This is a genomic window from Caproicibacterium sp. NSD3, from assembly GCF_053613275.1.
The window spans coordinates 2,268,576-2,286,103 of record NZ_CM132119.1 but is presented as its reverse complement, the minus strand read 5'-3'; the positions used below and the strand labels follow the sequence as shown (position 1 = coordinate 2,286,103).

The 17,528-nt window shown below is 44.0% G+C and carries 20 protein-coding genes and 1 rRNA gene; 13 read left to right on the top strand and 8 right to left on the bottom strand.

Annotated elements, in window-relative coordinates; translation table 11 throughout:
- Positions 1–180 precede the first annotated feature (180 nt).
- From ACVS9P_RS11180 to aroF, 9 genes are all read left to right on the top strand, one after another.
- The gene (locus ACVS9P_RS11180; protein ID WP_452103612.1) at positions 181–747 is read left to right on the top strand and encodes a hypothetical protein; all 567 of its coding nucleotides are present in this window, start codon (positions 181–183) and stop codon (positions 745–747) included.
- A 64-nt stretch (positions 748–811) separates the two neighbouring features.
- Positions 812–1,477 (top strand): hypothetical protein, encoded by a 666-nt coding sequence (locus ACVS9P_RS11175; RefSeq protein ID WP_452103611.1) that lies wholly within the window; start codon positions 812–814, stop codon positions 1,475–1,477.
- A 131-nt stretch (positions 1,478–1,608) separates the two neighbouring features.
- Positions 1,609–1,935 (top strand): DUF6442 family protein, encoded by a 327-nt coding sequence (locus ACVS9P_RS11170; RefSeq protein ID WP_452103610.1) that lies wholly within the window; start codon positions 1,609–1,611, stop codon positions 1,933–1,935.
- A gap of 12 nt (positions 1,936–1,947) precedes the next feature.
- Positions 1,948–2,259 (top strand): DUF6442 family protein, encoded by a 312-nt coding sequence (locus tag ACVS9P_RS11165; RefSeq protein ID WP_452103609.1) that lies wholly within the window; start codon positions 1,948–1,950, stop codon positions 2,257–2,259.
- 19 nt (positions 2,260–2,278) lie between these two features.
- Complete coding sequence (locus ACVS9P_RS11160; protein ID WP_452103608.1) at positions 2,279–2,485, top strand: helix-turn-helix transcriptional regulator; 207 nt, start codon at positions 2,279–2,281, stop codon at positions 2,483–2,485.
- Positions 2,486–2,521: 36 nt separating this feature from the next.
- The gene (locus ACVS9P_RS11155; protein ID WP_452103607.1) at positions 2,522–3,256 is read left to right on the top strand and encodes an ABC transporter ATP-binding protein; all 735 of its coding nucleotides are present in this window, start codon (positions 2,522–2,524) and stop codon (positions 3,254–3,256) included.
- The gene (locus tag ACVS9P_RS11150) at positions 3,253–4,863 is read left to right on the top strand and encodes a putative ABC exporter domain-containing protein (RefSeq protein WP_452103606.1); all 1,611 of its coding nucleotides are present in this window, start codon (positions 3,253–3,255) and stop codon (positions 4,861–4,863) included. The genes ACVS9P_RS11155 and ACVS9P_RS11150 overlap by 4 nt, the downstream gene beginning before the upstream one ends.
- 92 nt (positions 4,864–4,955) lie before the next feature.
- Positions 4,956–5,072: ribosomal RNA gene (gene rrf / locus ACVS9P_RS11145) — 5S ribosomal RNA — on the top strand.
- Positions 5,073–5,173: 101 nt separating this feature from the next.
- On the top strand, positions 5,174–6,187 hold the full coding sequence (gene aroF / locus ACVS9P_RS11140) for a 3-deoxy-7-phosphoheptulonate synthase (RefSeq protein WP_452103605.1): 1,014 nt from the start codon (positions 5,174–5,176) through the stop codon (positions 6,185–6,187).
- Positions 6,188–6,258: 71 nt separating this feature from the next.
- On the opposite strand, the gene ACVS9P_RS11135 is transcribed toward aroF, so the two are convergent.
- Together ACVS9P_RS11135 and bioB are read right to left on the bottom strand one after the other, a co-directional pair.
- On the bottom strand, positions 6,259–6,816 hold the full coding sequence (locus ACVS9P_RS11135) for a biotin transporter BioY (protein ID WP_452103604.1): 558 nt from the start codon (positions 6,814–6,816) through the stop codon (positions 6,259–6,261).
- An 86-nt stretch (positions 6,817–6,902) separates the two neighbouring features.
- Positions 6,903–7,871, bottom strand: coding sequence for a biotin synthase BioB (gene bioB / locus ACVS9P_RS11130; RefSeq protein ID WP_452103603.1), 969 nt, complete (start codon positions 7,869–7,871; stop codon positions 6,903–6,905).
- Between the two features lie 142 nt (positions 7,872–8,013).
- On the opposite strand from bioB, the gene ACVS9P_RS11125 reads away from it, so the two are divergent.
- A complete protein-coding gene (locus tag ACVS9P_RS11125) occupies positions 8,014–8,589 on the top strand; it encodes a biotin transporter BioY (RefSeq protein ID WP_452103602.1) in 576 nt (191 codons plus the stop codon).
- 1 nt (position 8,590) lies between these two features.
- Entirely contained in the window at positions 8,591–8,980 is a 390-nt protein-coding gene (locus tag ACVS9P_RS11120) for a DUF1284 domain-containing protein (RefSeq protein ID WP_452103601.1), read from the top strand.
- A gap of 121 nt (positions 8,981–9,101) precedes the next feature.
- On the opposite strand, the gene ACVS9P_RS11115 is transcribed toward ACVS9P_RS11120, so the two are convergent.
- From ACVS9P_RS11115 to ACVS9P_RS11100, 4 genes are all read right to left on the bottom strand, one after another.
- Positions 9,102–10,490 carry a TrkH family potassium uptake protein gene (locus tag ACVS9P_RS11115; RefSeq protein ID WP_452103600.1) on the bottom strand — a complete coding sequence of 463 codons (1,389 nt, stop codon included), beginning with the start codon at positions 10,488–10,490 and terminating at the stop codon, positions 9,102–9,104.
- A gap of 42 nt (positions 10,491–10,532) precedes the next feature.
- On the bottom strand, positions 10,533–11,087 hold the full coding sequence (locus ACVS9P_RS11110; protein WP_452103599.1) for a QueT transporter family protein: 555 nt from the start codon (positions 11,085–11,087) through the stop codon (positions 10,533–10,535).
- A gap of 270 nt (positions 11,088–11,357) precedes the next feature.
- Positions 11,358–13,229 (bottom strand): asparagine synthase (glutamine-hydrolyzing), encoded by a 1,872-nt coding sequence (asnB, locus tag ACVS9P_RS11105; protein ID WP_452103598.1) that lies wholly within the window; start codon positions 13,227–13,229, stop codon positions 11,358–11,360.
- A gap of 31 nt (positions 13,230–13,260) precedes the next feature.
- Positions 13,261–13,947 carry a CpXC domain-containing protein gene (locus ACVS9P_RS11100; protein ID WP_452103597.1) on the bottom strand — a complete coding sequence of 229 codons (687 nt, stop codon included), beginning with the start codon at positions 13,945–13,947 and terminating at the stop codon, positions 13,261–13,263.
- Positions 13,948–14,144: 197 nt separating this feature from the next.
- On the opposite strand from ACVS9P_RS11100, the gene ACVS9P_RS11095 reads away from it, so the two are divergent.
- Entirely contained in the window at positions 14,145–14,678 is a 534-nt protein-coding gene (locus ACVS9P_RS11095) for a hypothetical protein (protein WP_452103596.1), read from the top strand.
- The gene (gene mnmA / locus ACVS9P_RS11090) at positions 14,675–15,760 is read left to right on the top strand and encodes a tRNA 2-thiouridine(34) synthase MnmA (RefSeq protein WP_452103595.1); all 1,086 of its coding nucleotides are present in this window, start codon (positions 14,675–14,677) and stop codon (positions 15,758–15,760) included. The genes ACVS9P_RS11095 and mnmA overlap by 4 nt, the downstream gene beginning before the upstream one ends.
- 68 nt (positions 15,761–15,828) lie before the next feature.
- Here mnmA and rsmI read toward each other — a convergent pair whose 3' ends face one another.
- Together rsmI and ACVS9P_RS11080 are read right to left on the bottom strand one after the other, a co-directional pair.
- Positions 15,829–16,659, bottom strand: coding sequence for a 16S rRNA (cytidine(1402)-2'-O)-methyltransferase (gene rsmI / locus ACVS9P_RS11085; RefSeq protein ID WP_452103594.1), 831 nt, complete (start codon positions 16,657–16,659; stop codon positions 15,829–15,831).
- Entirely contained in the window at positions 16,656–17,465 is an 810-nt protein-coding gene (locus ACVS9P_RS11080) for a tRNA1(Val) (adenine(37)-N6)-methyltransferase (protein WP_452103593.1), read from the bottom strand. The genes rsmI and ACVS9P_RS11080 overlap by 4 nt, the downstream gene beginning before the upstream one ends.
- Positions 17,466–17,528 lie beyond the last annotated feature (63 nt).

Below are 17,528 nucleotides of genomic sequence, written 5' to 3'. Positions count from 1 at the left end.
CAAGCCGCCCTTGAATTTGGGCGGCTTTTTTTATTTTTGATTTAAAATATGTTTTATTTTGATCTCATTTTGCCTACCTTGAAAAAAGATATTATTTTTGTTATGATATGAATTAAGATTTTGTAGGAAAGTTTACAATGTTATTTAAATAAGATGATAAATAAAAGGAGAAGCTTTTGTATGAAAAATACAAAGAAAACCGTTTTTGTTACAGTGGCTTTATTGGCACTCGTATGCTTTGGTTTTTGGTATGATCGGCTTCCAAAATCATCGGAAGCTGCAGTATTTAAGGCTTCTAGTAAAGTGAACTCTGATTTTCAAGTAGAAACGATTTTGAAATCTGCGTCTACACAAATCGGGAATTTGACTTTTTATGAAAATCAGTCAGGAACGGTTTCAGTAGCGTTGACGAATCCGGTCTTTTCGGGGTATCGGACTGATTATCAGGCTGGAACTTTGCAGCTTACTTCTTCCGGAAAATCAGATCGTTATGCCTCTTTTTATACGGTTGCTTTTTCCTCTGCCAGTGGAAAAAAACAATGGATTTCTTATGCAATCCTTTATGATCGCGCAATACAGCGCATTTCTTCCGGAACTGGAGGCCCTGATTATACCATTGCAGCATTAAAAGGAAAATCTGTGAGGGTGGCTTATCTTGCTTGGGAAGGCAATGATCAGTTGCCGACGGATGGCCCTTATTTTTATACGGCAGGTGGAGCTTGCTTTAACAATCCTACAGAGGCATAGGCGTATTTTTGAATGGAAAATTGACAAAGTAGAGATGAAATTTTCCAATAAGAGGAGAAATTTTATGTTGTTTCTTCAAAAGCGTCAGATGGTTTGGCAAAAACGTTTTTATGTTTTTATTGTATTTTACGCAGCAGTAACATTGGCCGCACAGATTTTTGCTCAAAAGACAGAACAACTGTTGGGACTTTCCTATGTGATGATTTTTTCTGCGTGGATTTTACCATTCTTACCCCGTGTTTTTTGCCGAGCATTGCGATTGCCTCGCCTTTATTTAATTGATGTGATTTTTGATAGCTTTTTGATTTTAGCGGTTACTTTTGCCAGCCTTTTAAATGGATATACACTGATTCCACATTTTGATAAGATTTTACATACCATTGCGGGATTCCTTTTTGCTGAAGGCGGAATGCTTTTTTATTATTACTTAAAACCGAATCATCGCCTTGAAAGAACGGATGGAGCCCGCGTTTCATGGGCAGCGCTGCTTTCTTCTATGGCATTGGGGCAGCTTTGGGAAATCTATGAGTTTACAGCTTCTTTGGTCAGCGGCGGAACATACGATCCACAGCTGGTCAAAACGACCGGTGTTACCGATACGATGACGGATATGATTGTTTGTACTTTGGGAGGCCTTGTGACTGCACTTTTTTGCTGGAGATATTATAAAACAGGGAAAAAGGATTTGATGACAAAAATTCTGCTGGAGTTTGTGGAACCTGCTAATTAAAGAAGAAAAAAGCACTGGATTATGATTTAGTGCTTTTTTTATTAAAAATTTACTTTTGCTGTTGACAAGTAAACTTGTCCATGATAAGATATAAGACAAGTAAACTTGTCATTTTTGATTGGAGGGATACGATGAACCGCGATAAAGTTTTAGAAAAAGTACAAAATGAGAAAAAGCATCATCCTGACGAAAGAGAAATGCAGATTATGCAGAAAGGAAGCGGAATTTCAGTCTTTTGCATGCTGGTTTTTGCATTGATTTTGATGGTTGTCAAAATTTGCACCAATCAGCCTTGGTATGATTTATACAGTCTCATGTTTGTTAGCATAGCTTCCATTCATTTTTATAAAGGAATTAAATTAAAAGAAAAGCATGAGCTGGCATATGGGATTTTATTTGGCGCGCTGGCACTTTTGGCGCTTGGGTCCGCCATTTATGAATATTTAACGATGGCCTAATCTGGAGGAAATATGAAGAGGGAAGAAATTTTAAAAAAGAGTCGGTCGGAAGAGTGCGATGAGGGTAAGGAGTATATAGAAGGACGCGGCAGATATTATGGAGAGATTGTTTTTGTAATTTTAGCAGCAATTTTGATGATTTATAATTTATTTCGCGGACATACCAATTATCAGGTTTTTACATTGTTTTGGGGATTTTTAGCTGCAGAAGCGTTTGGTAAATACCGGACGGGAAAGTTAAAAACAGAATTAGTTGTAACGATTTTTGCTGCCGTTGCGTCAATTTGCTATCTGATTTTATCAATTATATCACCGACACCTTGAAAAATGAGGTGGATCTATTTTGAAAGAAGAACTTGTTTTAAAAAATCATTTGAAAGCAGCGCGTGCGGAAAAGAATCTATCTCAGAGCGAACTTGCCGAGATGGTGGGCGTTTCCAGACAAACGATCAGCTCCATTGAGACCGGACAATTTAGTCCTACCGCAAAACTTGCGCTCGTTCTTTGTGCTGCATTGGACGTAAAATTTGAGGATCTGTTCTATTTTTAGAAATGGACAGCAAATGAAAAAGGAAGAGGGAAAAAGATGCTGGAAGTATCACATCTGACGAAACAATACAAAAAATTAAAGGCAAACGACGACATTTCATTTACGGTCTATCCGGGGGAAATTGCGGTTTTGATCGGGCCAAACGGCGCAGGAAAAAGTACAGCAATTAAATGTATTGCAGGGCTTTTACGGTTCCATGGGAATATTACTGTTTGTGGGAATCCGAATAAAAGCACAGAGGCAAAGAAATGTTTTGGCTATATTCCCGAGTTACCTGCCCCTATTGAAATGCTTACGGTAGAGGAGCATATGGAGTTTATCGGCAGGGCATATCGGGTGGAAAACTGGAAAGAAAAAGCAGATCATCTGTTGGAACGACTTGAACTTTCCGATAAACGGCAAAAATTAGGCAAGGAACTTTCGAAAGGCATGCAGCAAAAGCTTTCGATTGCCTGTGCGCTGCTGCCGAGCCCCAAAGTGATTTTGCTTGATGAACCGCTTATCGGGCTTGATCCGCATGCAATCAAAGAGCTGAAGATGATGATGCAGGAGTTAAAACAGGCAGGTTGTACGATTTTAGTCTCTACGCATATGCTGGACAGCGTTTCAGAGCTTTGGGATCGCGCATTAATTATGATGAATGGAAAAATTGCAGCAATCCGCACTCGAAAAGAAGTCGAAGAGAGCGGAGAAAATTTGGAAGAGACGTTTTTTCAAATTACGGAAGGAAATCCTCACGGGCCGCAGGAAGACGGGGAGGAAAAAGCATGAATGCCATTGGATATCTAATGCGCAAAGAGATCAAAAATGGCTTCAAAGAATTGCTGCATAAGCCAGCAAAACTGGTTTTATACATAGTGATTGCAGCGTTCTTTGTCGTTATGTTGGTCATGGGGGCATTTTCTGCATCAGAGCGTCAGCATGCAATAGATATTCGTTATTTGCAGGCTGGCTATCTGGCCCTTTTGATTTTCTTTTTGTGCAGTAATCTTTATGCTGGTTTACAGCGGGGAGCAACCTTTTTTTCCATGAGCGATGTCAACTATTTGTTTGTTTCGCCATTGAGTTCAAAGCGGATTTTAATTTATGGGTTGATTAAACAAATGGGCAGTACAATCATTACAATGCTGTTTTTGGTTTGCTATTCTGCAACGCTGATGCAGAACTTTTCAATTTCCACAGCTGACATGTTGTTGATGATTTTCGGTGTAATGTTAGTGGCGTTTAGTGCGCAGGTGCTGTCGCTGCTGCTTTACAGCGTGACCAATCAAGATGACCGTAAGGTGCAGGTCGCACGGGGAATTATTACGATGATTCCGATTTGTGCAGCGTTGATCCTGCTTTTTGCTTATTGGCAGAGTGGATTTTCACTGGATGCTATGCTCACAGCAATGGCAGGCCCACAAATAGAATGGATTCCGATAGCGGGCTGGGTCAAAGGCGCAATTTTTGCATTGATTGGAAAGAATTTTTTTCGTGCGTTGATTTGGATCGGCGTTTTTGTACTGGCTTTACTGGGAATCATTATTGCGTTTATTAAAAGTGATGCAGATTATTACGAAGACGTGCTCGATATGACCGAGCATAATTATGCGATTCAGCGTGCAGCAAAATCAGGGCGTACTTCTGCTAATGCTGCTCTGCGCAGCCGAAAAATTCGTGTCAATAAAACCGGACTCAATGGCGGTTGGGGAGCAAGCACCTTTTTTTATAAACATGTTTTAGAAATGCGCCGCAAGGATAGGCTGCCTTTTGTCGGGAAATCAACCGTTACCTGCTTGGCAATTTGTCTTGTGGTCAGCAAAATCATTCAGATAAATTTTGCCGGAGAAGAAGACATGTCGTCCGGGATGTTAATGATGATCTGCTTGATTATCGCGGGATATGTAGAATATTTTATGCAGGTTTCCGGTCCTTGGACTTTGGAACTTGTAAAGCCATACATTTATTTGGTGCCGGAAAAACCGTTTAAAAAACTTCTTTGGGCGGTGCTGACATCGATCATTAAACCGTTTGTAGATGCAGTGATCCTTTTTACCGTAATGTGTGCTGTTTTTCGGGGCAATCCGCTTACTGCAATTTCTTGTGCGCTTTGCCTCGGCACCTTGGGAATGGCCTTTATTTCTGTTTCTGTTTTGTCTGAGCGCCTTTTCGGGCGCGTACAAAATAAGGGCTTGATCGTGATCTTTTATTTGCTGGTCTTGATGATTATTGTTTTGCCGGGAGTCATTGCCAGCGGATATCTTGTATCACAGTTCCTTCCCCAAATCCCAGGTTGGGTTTGCGGGCTGCCTGCAATCCTTTGGAATGCTCTTGCTAGTATTGGAATTTTTGCCGCTTGCAGAAACATTTTGGAGAATACAGAGATGGAACTTTAAAAAAAGTCAAAAAAAATTAAAAACTTTAAAAAAATGCTTGCATTTTCGGAATGGGTATGGTATTATAAATAAGTCGTCAGGAAATGACACGAGTTGGTACAGATAGCGGTGAGGGTCCACCTGTTCCCATTCCGAACACAGAAGTTAAGCTCACTTGCGCCGAAGATACTTGGCTGGTAACGGCCCGGGAAAATAGGTAAACGCCAACACTTTAAAGCAGCCACCCAATAGGGTGGTTGTTTTTTTACAAATGATGCTTTAGCGAGTCTAAGCTTTAAATTGTAAAATTTTAAGAGGGAGGGGATTTTTAATGATTATTTTAATGAAAAAAGACTGCACGAACGATCAAGTCCAGAAAGTGATTGCAGTTTTAAAAAACAAAGGATTGGGAGCAAACCTTTCTACCGGAAGCCAGGCAACCATCATTGGGGTTCTTGGAGATAAAAGTCGCTTGGAGACTGAAAATCTGGAATTGATGGACGGAGTAGAAAAATGCGTGCCGATTATGCATAGCTATAAGCTTGCAAGTCGTGAGATGGTTCCGGAAGGGCGTAAGGTAAAGGTAAAAAATGTAATCATCGGCGGAAAAGAGCTTGTGATGATGGCGGGGCCTTGCGCAGTGGAAAGTGAGCAGCAAATTATGGCAGCAGCACAGGGCGTTAAAAAAGCCGGCGCACAATTTCTGCGTGGCGGTGCATATAAGCCAAGAACAAGCCCCTATGCTTTTCAGGGGCTGGAAGATGAAGGATATCGCCTTCTTCGCAAAGCGGCAGATGCAACGGGCCTTCTTGTAATCAGTGAAGTAACCGATTACGAGCAAATCGAAATTGCGGGAAAATATTGTGATATGCTGCAGGTAGGTGCCCGGAATATGCAGAATTTTCGCCTTTTGCGGGAACTTGGACGCAGTGGGCTGCCGGTACTTTTAAAGCGTGGAATGGCCTCTACGATTGAAGAGTGGCTGGATGCTGCTGAGTATATTCTCAGCGAAGGCAATGCAAATGTTGTCCTCTGTGAGCGTGGGATTCGTACGTTTGAGACAGCGACCCGCAATACGTTGGATGTCTCTGCTGTGCCGGTGGTGAAAGAGCGTAGCAGCTTGCCGATTATCATAGATCCCTCTCATGCGGCCGGCAAGCAGCGCTATGTGGAGCCTTTGGCTTTAGCTGGTGTTGCTGCGGGAGCGGATGGACTGATTGTAGAAGTACATCCAGAACCGAAAAAAGCAATGAGTGATGCGGCGCAGCAGCTGACATTTGAACAGTATGCAGCACTTTTTCAGCATGCTGCAAAAGTGGCCGAAGCAATTGGACGCACCCTTTAATAAATTAACAATACAGGATACAAAAAGCCCGGATCTTTTAGATCCGGGCTTTTTGCCGTTGCAATTTTGTATCAAGCAAATAGTTGTTTTTGTTTAGAAAGAGCTTTTATTAACGCCTGTGCCAAAAATCCGCAGAAAACAATCTTAACCAAATCAAACGGAACAAATGGCAAAACAGTGAGGCTCAATGATTTCAGCAGATCAACATGGCCTACAAAGCAGAACCAGATAGAGCCGCCTATGTAACAGACGACCAGAGAAATAAACATGGCCAACATATAGTGAAGCGGATTGCGCTCTGAGAATTTTTGCAATATTGCCGCGACAATCAGCGCCATAATCGGATAAACCAAAATATAACCTCCGGTTGGGCCTGCCAGAACGCCTAATCCACCAGAAAATTTTCCAAAAATCGGGATTCCAATTCCACCGAGCAAAATATAGGCGAGCTGAGAATAAACAGCCCAGCGCTTTGGCAAAAGAACGCCGGTCATGTAAACGGCGCAGACAGATAATGTGATCTGTACCGGAGTGAATGGCAAAATTACGATCAGCTGTGCACATACAGCCGTTAGAGCGACGCAAAGTCCTGATACTACCATCAAGTAAGTATGATTTTTAATTTTCATGTCGATTCTCCTATTCAAACGATTTTTAGTATAGATGCGTTTTGCCTAATTGTCAACTATATTTTAAAAATAAGTTAACAATTAGGCTATGAGCGGATTGTGTGATAGCCCGCTTTTTCGGCCAAGGAAAAGTCATCTTTAGGGCTGATTCCGTAAGTAGTCAGCATATCGCCGGAAATAGCGGCATTTAGGCCGCTTTCCATCAGGGCAAGACCCTTGTCGGGAAATAGAGCGCGGCCTCCGGCCATGCGAATTTGTTTTTTAGGAAGCAAAAAGCGAAAAATTGCGGCAGTACGGCGAATCTCATCATAAGGCAGTGCCGAACAATTTTCCAAAGGAGTCCCTGAAATTGGGTTTAATACGTTCATTGGAACAGAATCAACGCCCAATTCCCGCAGAGTCAATGCCATATCAATGCGGTCTTCCATGGTTTCTCCCATCCCGAGAATTCCACCGCTGCAAAGTTGCAAACCGGCTTCTTTTGCCCAGCGCAGGGTTTGTAATTTTTCATCGTAAGTGTGAGTGGAACAGATAGACGGGAAAAAGCGGCGCGAAGTTTCCAGATTGCAGTGATAGCGGGTTACACCGGCCGCTTTCAGCTTTTTGAGCTGCGGGAGGGTGAGCAATCCGTTGGAAGAACAAAGCCCAATGGGGCATGCCTTACGAATGGCAGAAAAGCCTTCGCAGACTTCGTCTACTTCTTGATCGGTGAGCGCTCGGCCGGAAGTGACGATCGAAAAGCGGCGGATTCCCTGCTGATAATTATTGAGAGCACTTTTGGCCATTTCCTCCGGAGGAAGAACGCCGTAAACGTCGGCACCTGTATGAAAACGACAGGACTGTGCACAGTAAGCGCAGTCTTCACTGCAGCGTCCGCTTTTTCCGTTGATAATGGTGCAAAGGTGAAAAGAAGTCCCGCAAAGCTTTTGTTGCAGTTCTCTTGCAGCACTGGTGAGTTCCTCTAAAGGGGCTTCTATTAATTCCAATGCCTCTTTGCGGCAGACTTTTGCCCCACCATTTAAAATACGGTTTTTTAAATTGCAAATTAGTTCCATTTAAGCCCAACCTTTCTGTCTCGTGAAATCATGGTTTTTATTATAAGACAGAAATTTTAATTGTCAACCACATTTTTAATATTTGTTGACAATTAAAATAGGAAGGATTATAATAAAATTGCTTTTAAAGAGGGGGAAAATCATGATGAAAGAGTCTACAAAAAATTTAGTTCTCTGCGCGATGTGTGCGGCAATTACCTGCGTGCTGGCGCCACTTTCGATTCCGATGCCGAGTGGGGTACCGATTTCTCTGGCTACTTTTTCCGTTATGTTGGCGGGAGTTTTGCTGGGGGCAAAATATGGAACTTTGAGTCAGCTTATTTATTTGATTCTCGGCGCTGTCGGATTGCCGGTATTTGCGGGATACAGTTCTGGAGTAGGGGCGATTGTAGGCCCTACAGGAGGATACCTGATAGGATATCTTGCACTGGCTGCACTGAGCGGGGTACTTTATGAGCACTTTGGGAAGAATGCACAAGGCAGAAAAAAAGTGATAGGAATGGTACTGAGCATGATTTTAGGGACGATCGTGCTGTATGCGTTTGGGACAGCTTGGTTTGTTGTTGTTACCCATACAACGCCACTTTCTGCTTTAATGCTTTGTGCGGTGCCGTTTTTGCCCGGTGACGCTGTTAAAATTGCGGCAGTAGCAGTTCTTGTTCCACAGTTGGAAAAAGCGCTTAAAAGAATCAGCCCGCGCTGTAATCCGGCGGCTTAAAATGTATTTACGGCCACACCATGGGCTGTGCCTTCTGAATTTTGTCGGGGAAGGCTACAGCGGTGAATTTACGAACAATATGAGCCAAACAGCAGCGCTGCTTAAAGCGCATCCGGAAACACAGATCGAGATTACAGAGGGATCGGACGACCTTTGCAAGAATTGTCCAAACCGAAGGGGCAGCCGCTGTGAATCCGATCATCCGTTGTTGTTTGATCAACTGGTTCTCAAAGAAATAAAACTTTCTCCTGGAGAGAAAGTGAGCTGGAAAGAATTTTCTAACCGGACAAGGGAACTTGCTCTTGACCGTCTGGAAGAATTTTGTCCAGGGTGTCAATGGCTGGAGCTTTGTAAAAAAGTTTCAATGGCAAAAAGAGAAAAAAGATTATAAATAAACTTAATTTCATAAAATAAAAGGCTCCGGCGTTGTTCTATTACAACGTCGGAGCCTTTTTTATAATCATCAGCAAAGAGAAAAGAGTTTATTTTGCTAATGATTTTGAATTTTCAAATTATCCTACACTAATTTTAGCTTCCGGCAGGATGCAGTCCGTTCGAATGACATCTTTATCTTGGTGCCTATGCAAAAGCATCGAGAGTCCCAAAGAGACCGGACCAACTCTGCCGAGATACATCGTAAATGAGAGTGCAAGCTTTGGCCAAAATGTAAGCCTTGAAGTAACATCTGCCGAAAGTCCTACGGTCGCAAAAGCACTGGTAGATTCAAATAAAGCATCGATACCGTTAATGGGATCGCAGAAAGTAATGACGCAAGTTGTCAAAATGACGGTCAAAAGCGCTACACTGCAGATTGCGAGAGAACGGTAAACAATGTGCTGACTGACCCGATGGTGCTGAATAACAGTATATGATTTGTTGTGCAGTACGGAAATTACAGTAAAGACAAGCACAACAAAAGTGGTTGTTTTAATACCGCCTCCGGTTGATCCTGGTGAGGCACCGATAAACATCAAAAGAATCGTAACGATTTTTGTGATGTCCAATTCAGACGCGATAGGAACAGAAGAAAATCCGGCTGTTCTTGCGCTGGCGGACTGAAAGAAAGAAGCGTTAATTTTTGCACCGAGAGAAAGTCCCTCAAGGGTGTTGTGATCTTCCAAGAAGAAGAATAAAATGGCACCGACCAGAAGAAGAGCGACACTGCAGTAAAGAACCAATTTTGACTGAAGGGAAAGACGATGCATATGTTCTTGATGCAGAAGACGCGGCCGAATTTTTGCATAGAAAATATCGCTGACAACAACGAATCCAAGTCCGCCAACGACAAGAAGTGTCGCAACAGTCACACAGACCAAAGGATCTGCCACATAAGGAATCAGGCTTTGACCAGGATTGGAAAGGCCCAAAATATCGAATCCGGCGTTACAAAAAGCAGAAATTGCAGTAAAAACAGAAATCCAAATTCCATAGGAGCCATAAATTGGAACAAAGCGAATCATGAGCAGAAGTGCACCAAGCAATTCACAAGAGAAAGTAAAGCCGAGCGTAATGCGAATTAAATGACGGATCAAACCGCTTTCTCCATTGGTGTTTTCTACAGCGAGCCGCAGTTCCTTAAGTCCCATTTTACGGCGCAGCAGCATGGTAACGCCCGTCGTAAAAGTAACCAACCCCAAGCCGCCGACTTGAATCAAAAGAATAATGACCAGCTGACCAACTTCATTCCAGTGTGTCCAAGTATCAAAAGGGGACAGCCCGGTTACGCATGTTGCAGAAGTCGCAATAAAAAGTGCGTCGATCGGAGCAGTAAAACTGCCGTCGCGGCTGCAAAAAGGGAAAATCAGCAGAATAGTCCCCGTTAAAATTACAAGCATAAAGCTAAGCACAATCAGCCGGATCGGCGGCATATTGCGGAACGGGGAGTGAATCTTGGAAGACATTTTATTGACACCTCAATCAGAGCGATTCCCTTCTCAAAATAATCAATTTTGAGGGAAAAGTGTTTTTAAATGACTGTTCTTTTGCAAAACATGTTCTAAAATATAAAGAAGCGGCAGTCCCAAACCATAGCAGATTACCAGTTCTCCCAAACCAACATAGAGCGCGTTTGGCAAAAATGCTGCGATAGAAAATCCGCTCATTGAAAAGCCGGAATCTCCAAGGCAGGCAATCTCAAGGCCAATGATTACGGCATTGCAGATGATCGGTGGGAGTGGTGCCAAAACAGGAACTCCGCGCACCTTAATGTGGCGCAGGGAGCGGCTCCATAATGCTGCCAAAAGGGTAGCAAGTGTCCCGAAGATCCAATCAACCGGGCCTAAAGGACTGCCGAGATTTGCTAGAAAGCATCCGACAGCGAGTCCCGGCACTGCAGCCGGAGTTAGGGCAGGCAGTATAGTAAGCGCTTCGCTAAAACGAAACTGAATAGGACCGTATGCCCAACCGAGCGCGGCGGCGGCAAGGGTCAATACCGCATAAGCGGCAGCAATCAATGCACTTTGGCATAGAAAATAGACGGTACGATTTTGTTTTTGCATAGAAATAGTCCCTCCGTGTTTTAATTTAGGTCAGGGAATTGCGACTGACCGAGACGGTAAAATACCGCAAAAAGGGCTCCTTTTATAAAGTGTTTATAAAGAGAGCGTGACTATCATACGATAAAAGCTCTTAAAAAGCAACCCCTAAAAAAGAAAAGAAGAAAAAAAGACAACTTCTTCGAAAATTTCCCAAAATTCGAAAAAAAATAGTATAAAATTAAAAAATGCCGCCATTTTAAAGGCGGTACTTTTTAGCTTTTTTTAGGGATCTTATTTTGACATCACAGGTTCACTGCCGGGTTCATGAGAAGCACCGTTAAAGTAAACATCGTACCACATCAAAAAGACGAAAATGGTCCAGATCTTACGATTATTATCAACTTTTCCGGCTTTATGCTCATCGAGCAGTTTAATCAATGCGTCAGGGTTAAAGAATTTTTTGGAAGTCTCACTCTGAAAAGCATTTTTTACAATGGTGTAATAAGGTTCTTCTCGCAGCCACACCCGAGTCGGCACCGGAAATCCCAGTTTCTTTTTCTGAGCGGTGGATTGCGGTAGATGACGCTCAGCAGCCTTGCGCATTGCATATTTTGTATTCTGGGAATTTACCCGCAGCTTTTTGGGCAGATGACGGGCAACTTCCCAGACGTCTTTATCAAGGAATGGAACCCGAAGTTCGAGGGAATTTGCCATGCTCATGCGGTCTGCTTTTAAAAGAATATCGCCGGCCATCCAGACGTGCAGATCAAGATACTGCATCTTGGTAACATCGTCCTTATCTTTCACTTGATCATAAATGGGCTTTGTGAGCTCCTGCGGACGGTATACGGGGATCTCGGGGCGGAGAATCGCACGCTTTTCCTTCATGGTGATCATGCTGCAGTTTCCGATAAAGCTTTCTTCAATGTCCTGCGCGCCGCGAATCAGAAAATTCTTGCCCTTAAAGCGGAACGGCATTGCTTCTGCGAGTTTTGCAAGCGCTCTGCGGATCGGACGAGGAATTCTTTTATAGCCGGCCATATCGTCCGGCTCATGATAAATATTATATCCGCCGAAGAGCTCATCTGCACCTTCACCGGAAAGAACGACTTTGACATATTGGCTGGCAATTTTGCTCACAAAATACAGTGCAATACAGGAAGCATCCGCCTCGGGCTGATCCATATGATACTGGACTTTTTTGATATTGCCCCAGTATTCTTCCGGGCTGATCAGTTTATAATGATGCTCAAGTCCAACTTCTTTGGAAAGATCCTGTGCATAGCTAATTTCATTGTAGCGAATATCCTCACCGAATCCGACGGTAAAGGATTTTTGTCCGCCAAAATAGGAGGCAACATAGCTGGAATCCACACCGCTCGAAAGGAAACAGCCAACTTCTACATCGGCAATTCGATGCGCTTGTACACTGTCTTCAAAGACGTCTTCGATCATCTTGACCGCCTGATCTTCGGTGATGGAATCATCTTCTTCGAATTTCGGCTCCCAATAGCGGGTCGTGGTGACTTCTCCATCTTTATACCAGAGATAATGACCGGGCAAAAGCACGGTGATTCCTTCAAACATGGTCTGAGGCGGCACGACATATTCAAAGGAAAGGTAGCTGTCGAGCGCTTTAAGATTCAGTTTCTTTTCGAATCCCGGAAATTCCAAAATCGATTTAATTTCGCTGCCGTAAACAAGATGACCGTCTACCATCGCATAGTGCATTGGCTTAATGCCAAAGAAATCACGAGCGATGAAAAGACTTTTTTCCTGACGGTTCCAGATTGCAAAGCTGAACATTCCGCGCAGCCGATCCAAAACCTTTTCCTGCCACTCTTCAAAACCGTGCAGAATGACTTCGGTGTCGGTATGGGTGTAGAACTGATGGCCAAGACCGATCAGCTCCTCGCGCAGCTGCTGATAATTATAAATTTCACCATTAAAGGTGATCACTAAGTTTTTGTCTTCGTTGTAAATCGGCTGGTCGCCGGTTGCGGCAATATCAATGATGGAGAGGCGGCGAAATCCCATGCAAATGCCGTCATCTGTATAAACACCGCTGGAATCCGGCCCGCGATGGGTGATTACATCGGTCATTTTCCCGATGACTTCGTTATAATCAAGTACCTCTCCGGTAAAACCTGTCAATCCGCACATAAAATAAAAATCCTCCTAAAAAGAAATTTTATCAATCGTTTGTTGGTTCCTGATTGGAGGAAGCAGCTTCCTCATTTTGGTAACGTTCCAAGATCTTTTCTGCCAGATGGTTGTCCACCTGAATAAAATCGTCCTTGTTTGATTCATAGCAAGAGTTAACGATATGAAGAGCGGTTTTATAAGTGTTCATGCTTACCGCGCGTTTTAATGGTTCTTCCTGCCCTTTGAGAAAAAACTGGAATCCGATCCGCTGATCTTTTGGATCGGAAAAGCAGAATAATCCCTTTTCGACCGGCTTTTGGTATTTTTTCTCTGCAATTGCTTTCATGCCTGCCTTGACAACTTCAATGGCGACGTCATCGAGGCCGCTTTCAAAAATCAGAATTTTTTCCTTCATCTGCTGTAAAGTCGTAACGGTCCGTTTGCTCAGCTCGGAAAGCTGCGGAAATTCAGAAGCAACTTTTACATCTTTTAAAGATTTTTCCTCTTTTTCGGGGACCAGATAAACCATTAAATAATGAGAAATATCATGATAGAGGCATGGATATACAAATTCCGCCGAACATCCGCAGTGAGTGCAGTTCCAGTCGAAAAGCGTTTCGTCCATAATCTTTTTGCGCAGTTCTTCGTCATCCGAGCGGATACTCTGAAACATTCCAATGGAATCAGATTTTCCGCAGGAAGGGCAGATGATTTCTTTTGTTGTTTTTGTCGACATCTTTTTACACCCCCATAAGGAAAAGAATCGATTTTTTTCCAGAAGTTATCGTTTATTATAACACAAAATCCGTGCTTTGCCTACTTTCAGAAAAAATACTGTTATTTTTATTAAAAATGCGATATAATAAAGCCAGAAAATCGTATTAAAAGAAAATCCCGCACAAAAGCTTAAAAGTGCGGCAGGGAGGTATTTCAATGGATGTATTGAACGAATTCGGAAAAGCTTTGTCCTATGCAGGGAAAACGATTTCCAGTGCAGTTGATTCCATGATCGAAACAAACCGCCGAAAAGCAATGATCAGTCGGATACGAGTTGTGATTCGAAACGAGCGGGAAAATACCGAACGCACTTATGCCGCTCTGGGAAAATATTATTTTGAACATCTTCGGGATCCGGAAAACGGAAATACCGAGCAGTTTTGCAGGGCTGTAGAAGAGAGCGAGGCTCGCTTAAAACGTGCTTTTGATAAGCTGGATGAGCTGCGCGAAGAATTTGCAAAAGCAGATGAAGAAGATGTTTGCGCCGGATGCGAAAAAGATTCGTGCCAGGACTGCGAATATTATGCAAATGAAGATATTCCGGCAGATCCGGCAGAAGTGTCGGAAGAAGCGGCTGAGGAGGCAGCTGAAGAAGTTGCGGCTGAAGCCCCCGAAGCGGAAAAAGTTCCTACAGAAACAGAAGAAAACAAAGACGAAGTACAGAAGGATTCGGAGGAGCCCAAAGCGTGAACCGAAAAGTTTTACTGGGGATGAGCGGCGGCGTAGACAGCAGCGTCGCCGCCCTTTTATTGCAAAAAGAAGGCTGGGAAGTCATAGGCTGTACCATGCGCCTGCATACTGATTCGCCGGACGCACCCCCACGCGAAGGCGGGTGCTGTTCGTTTCGTGATGTGCAGGATGCTAGAATGGTTTGCTATCAGCTGGGGATTGACCATCTGGTCTTTAATTTTACCGAAATTTTTGAAAAATCTGTGATCGAAAATTTTGCTTCAGAATATGAAAATGGACGCACGCCGAATCCTTGTATTCGCTGCAATCGCTTTTTAAAGATGGGCGCAATGCTCCAGCGTGCGAGAGAGCTTGGAATCGACCATATCGCAACCGGACATTATGCGCTGACAGGGGAGCTAGAAAACGGCCGCTATTATTTGAAAGCGGCACCGACAGATAAAGATCAGAGCTATGTGCTTTATTGCCTGGAACAAGGACAGCTGCAGCATCTGCTTCTGCCGCTGGGAAATTATACGAAGCCGCAGATCCGGGCGATTGCCGAAGAGGCAGGGCTGCGGGTGGCACATAAGCCGGATAGCCAGGAAATCTGCTTTGTAGAGGATAATGACTATCACGCATTTTTAAAACGATACCGCGGGCATGATTCTCAGCCCGGAGATTTTATCGACCGAGAGGGAAATGTCCTTGGGCATCACCTTGGACTGACTCATTATACTGTAGGACAGCGCAAGGGGCTGGGGATTTCGTTTGGACAGCCGATGTATGTCGATGCGTTGATTCCCTCTAAAAATCAGGTTGTTTTAGGGCCGGAGGGCACCCAGTATCGTTCGTTTACGTATGCATCGGAGGTGAATTGGGTTTCGATTGAAGAACCGGAAGGACCCATTCACGTACAGGTGAAGATTCGTTATCAGGCGCGTCCTGCGGGAGCTACGATTACGCCGGAAGAAAATGATACCGTTCGGGTAGATTTTGATGAACCTCAGCGTGCAGTGACTCCGGGACAAGCAGTCGTATTTTATGATTCCGAAGGCTTGGTTTTGGGCGGAGGACTTATCTTTTATCCGGATGAAAAATAATTTACCATGATTAAAAAACCATTTGCGAAAAGTAATTTCGCAAATGGTTTTTGATTTTTTAGTAGATTTTATACTTCTTTCGTTAGCTTTTCGTAAAGTTCGTTGCGGTGAAGGCCGGTTTTATGTGCAACCTCTTTTGCTGCCGCACTTTGAGAAGCTCCTTTTTCCATCAAGGCTCTTGCCATCTGAATTCCTTCATCCAGCGTAATTTTTGTTTCCTTTTGCGGGGCAGCTCCGCCGATGACCAAAACGAATTCTCCGCGGGGCGGCGTTTCTTCATAGTGAGTGACCGCATCTTTGAGCGTTGTACGTAATACTTCTTCATGGATTTTGGTCAGTTCCCGCACAAGAGCAATCGGCCGGTCGCCCCAACAGGCGTACATATCCTGCAAAGTGGCAAGAAGTTTGTGCGGCGCTTCGTAAAAGACCATGGTCCGTGTTTCATTTTGCACTTCTTCCAGGTGATCGCGGCGGCTTTTTTTGTTGACGCTTAAAAAACCTTCAAATGTAAACCGCCCAGTTGGAAAGCCGGATACTGCCAACGCGGTGACGACAGCACTGGGCCCAGGGACTGCGAAAACTTCAATCCCATGTTCGGCGGCCTGTTTTACCAGAAGCTCACCGGGATCGCTGATTGCAGGCATGCCGGCGTCGCTCACCAGCGCACAGTTTTCACCTGCTTCGATTCGATGAAGGATAACTTCTCCGCGCTCATATTTATTATGCTCAAAATAGCTGATCATAGGCTTTTTGATTCCAAAATGATTGAGCAGATGCAGCGTAACTCGCGTATCCTCGGCGGCGATGAAGTCAACGGACGAAAGGACTTCTACTGCGCGCGGGGAAAAATCGCCCAGATTTCCGATTGGGGTGCCTACAATATATAAAACTCCGCTCATACGGAACCTCCTTGTTGTTTTAAAGATGCTGCCGGATTTTCCGAAAGACTGCTTTTGTTTTTATAATCGCCGTAGATTTTAAGCATTTCCGGAGAATAACTGCCGTTTTCTGTTTCCAAAATTAGAGTAGGGAGAACTTCCATGCCGGAATTTCCACCGCGGCGGGATTCCAGCAAAAATAAAAAGGGTGGATTTTGGGCACGATGCTGTACAAGCCGCATCTTTTTTGGCTCTAGTCCAACGCTTTGCAAGACCAAAAAAGATTCTGCAAGGCGCCGCGGTGGAAGACAGCAGCAAAAACGTCCGCCCCAGCGCAAAAGACGAGAAGCAGCAGAAGCAACTTCTCGAAAAGTACAGCCTGTCTCATGGCGGGCAGAGGTTTTTCCTTGGATTTGATTGTGCTGTCCCGCATCTGTCGGCTGATAAGGTGGATTACAGGCGACAAGATCAAGATTAAGCGGAAGGGGGAGTTCTTTTGCGGGCAGTTCCAAAATTTTGCGCAGATCCAGCAAAAGGACGCTCATTTCTGAAAAATGATTAAGAGCGGCACTGCGCCTCGCCTGTGAACAGGCATCTTCCTGAAAATCGATTGCCCAGACTTTTTCGGGAGCACTTTTTTGACACCAGAGAAGAGAAATCAATCCGCAGCCGGTGCCGAATTCTGCACAGCGAGATCCTCTTTTTGGCATGGAAAAATCTGCAAGCAGAATAGTATCTGTGCTAAAGTGATGAATGGTGCTCACAATCACTTGATTTCCGCTTCCAAAAGGTTCCAGCTTTTCGCCGGGCAGCAGGATGGAATCCATAAGAAACCTCCGTATAAAATATTTGAGGCGGGGCTTATTTCGCTCCGCCTCAAAAAAATTCTG

Excerpts from the sequence above, each read along its gene's own strand:
- ACVS9P_RS11180 (WP_452103612.1), top strand. The coding sequence starts at position 181 with ATGAAAAATACAAAGAAAACCGTTTTTGTTACAGTGGCTTTATTGGCA.
- ACVS9P_RS11175 (WP_452103611.1), top strand. The coding sequence starts at position 812 with ATGTTGTTTCTTCAAAAGCGTCAGATGGTTTGGCAAAAACGTTTTTAT.
- ACVS9P_RS11170 (WP_452103610.1), top strand. The coding sequence starts at position 1,609 with ATGAACCGCGATAAAGTTTTAGAAAAAGTACAAAATGAGAAAAAGCAT.
- ACVS9P_RS11165 (WP_452103609.1), top strand. The coding sequence starts at position 1,948 with ATGAAGAGGGAAGAAATTTTAAAAAAGAGTCGGTCGGAAGAGTGCGAT.
- ACVS9P_RS11155 (WP_452103607.1), top strand. The coding sequence starts at position 2,522 with ATGCTGGAAGTATCACATCTGACGAAACAATACAAAAAATTAAAGGCA.
- ACVS9P_RS11150 (WP_452103606.1), top strand. The coding sequence starts at position 3,253 with ATGAATGCCATTGGATATCTAATGCGCAAAGAGATCAAAAATGGCTTC.
- aroF (WP_452103605.1), top strand. The coding sequence starts at position 5,174 with ATGATTATTTTAATGAAAAAAGACTGCACGAACGATCAAGTCCAGAAA.
- ACVS9P_RS11135 (WP_452103604.1), bottom strand. The coding sequence starts at position 6,816 with ATGAAAATTAAAAATCATACTTACTTGATGGTAGTATCAGGACTTTGC.
- bioB (WP_452103603.1), bottom strand. The coding sequence starts at position 7,871 with ATGGAACTAATTTGCAATTTAAAAAACCGTATTTTAAATGGTGGGGCA.
- ACVS9P_RS11125 (WP_452103602.1), top strand. The coding sequence starts at position 8,014 with ATGATGAAAGAGTCTACAAAAAATTTAGTTCTCTGCGCGATGTGTGCG.
- ACVS9P_RS11120 (WP_452103601.1), top strand. The coding sequence starts at position 8,591 with ATGTATTTACGGCCACACCATGGGCTGTGCCTTCTGAATTTTGTCGGG.
- ACVS9P_RS11115 (WP_452103600.1), bottom strand. The coding sequence starts at position 10,490 with ATGTCTTCCAAGATTCACTCCCCGTTCCGCAATATGCCGCCGATCCGG.
- ACVS9P_RS11110 (WP_452103599.1), bottom strand. The coding sequence starts at position 11,087 with ATGCAAAAACAAAATCGTACCGTCTATTTTCTATGCCAAAGTGCATTG.
- asnB (WP_452103598.1), bottom strand. The coding sequence starts at position 13,229 with ATGTGCGGATTGACAGGTTTTACCGGAGAGGTACTTGATTATAACGAA.
- ACVS9P_RS11100 (WP_452103597.1), bottom strand. The coding sequence starts at position 13,947 with ATGTCGACAAAAACAACAAAAGAAATCATCTGCCCTTCCTGCGGAAAA.
- ACVS9P_RS11095 (WP_452103596.1), top strand. The coding sequence starts at position 14,145 with ATGGATGTATTGAACGAATTCGGAAAAGCTTTGTCCTATGCAGGGAAA.
- rsmI (WP_452103594.1), bottom strand. The coding sequence starts at position 16,659 with ATGAGCGGAGTTTTATATATTGTAGGCACCCCAATCGGAAATCTGGGC.
- ACVS9P_RS11080 (WP_452103593.1), bottom strand. The coding sequence starts at position 17,465 with ATGGATTCCATCCTGCTGCCCGGCGAAAAGCTGGAACCTTTTGGAAGC.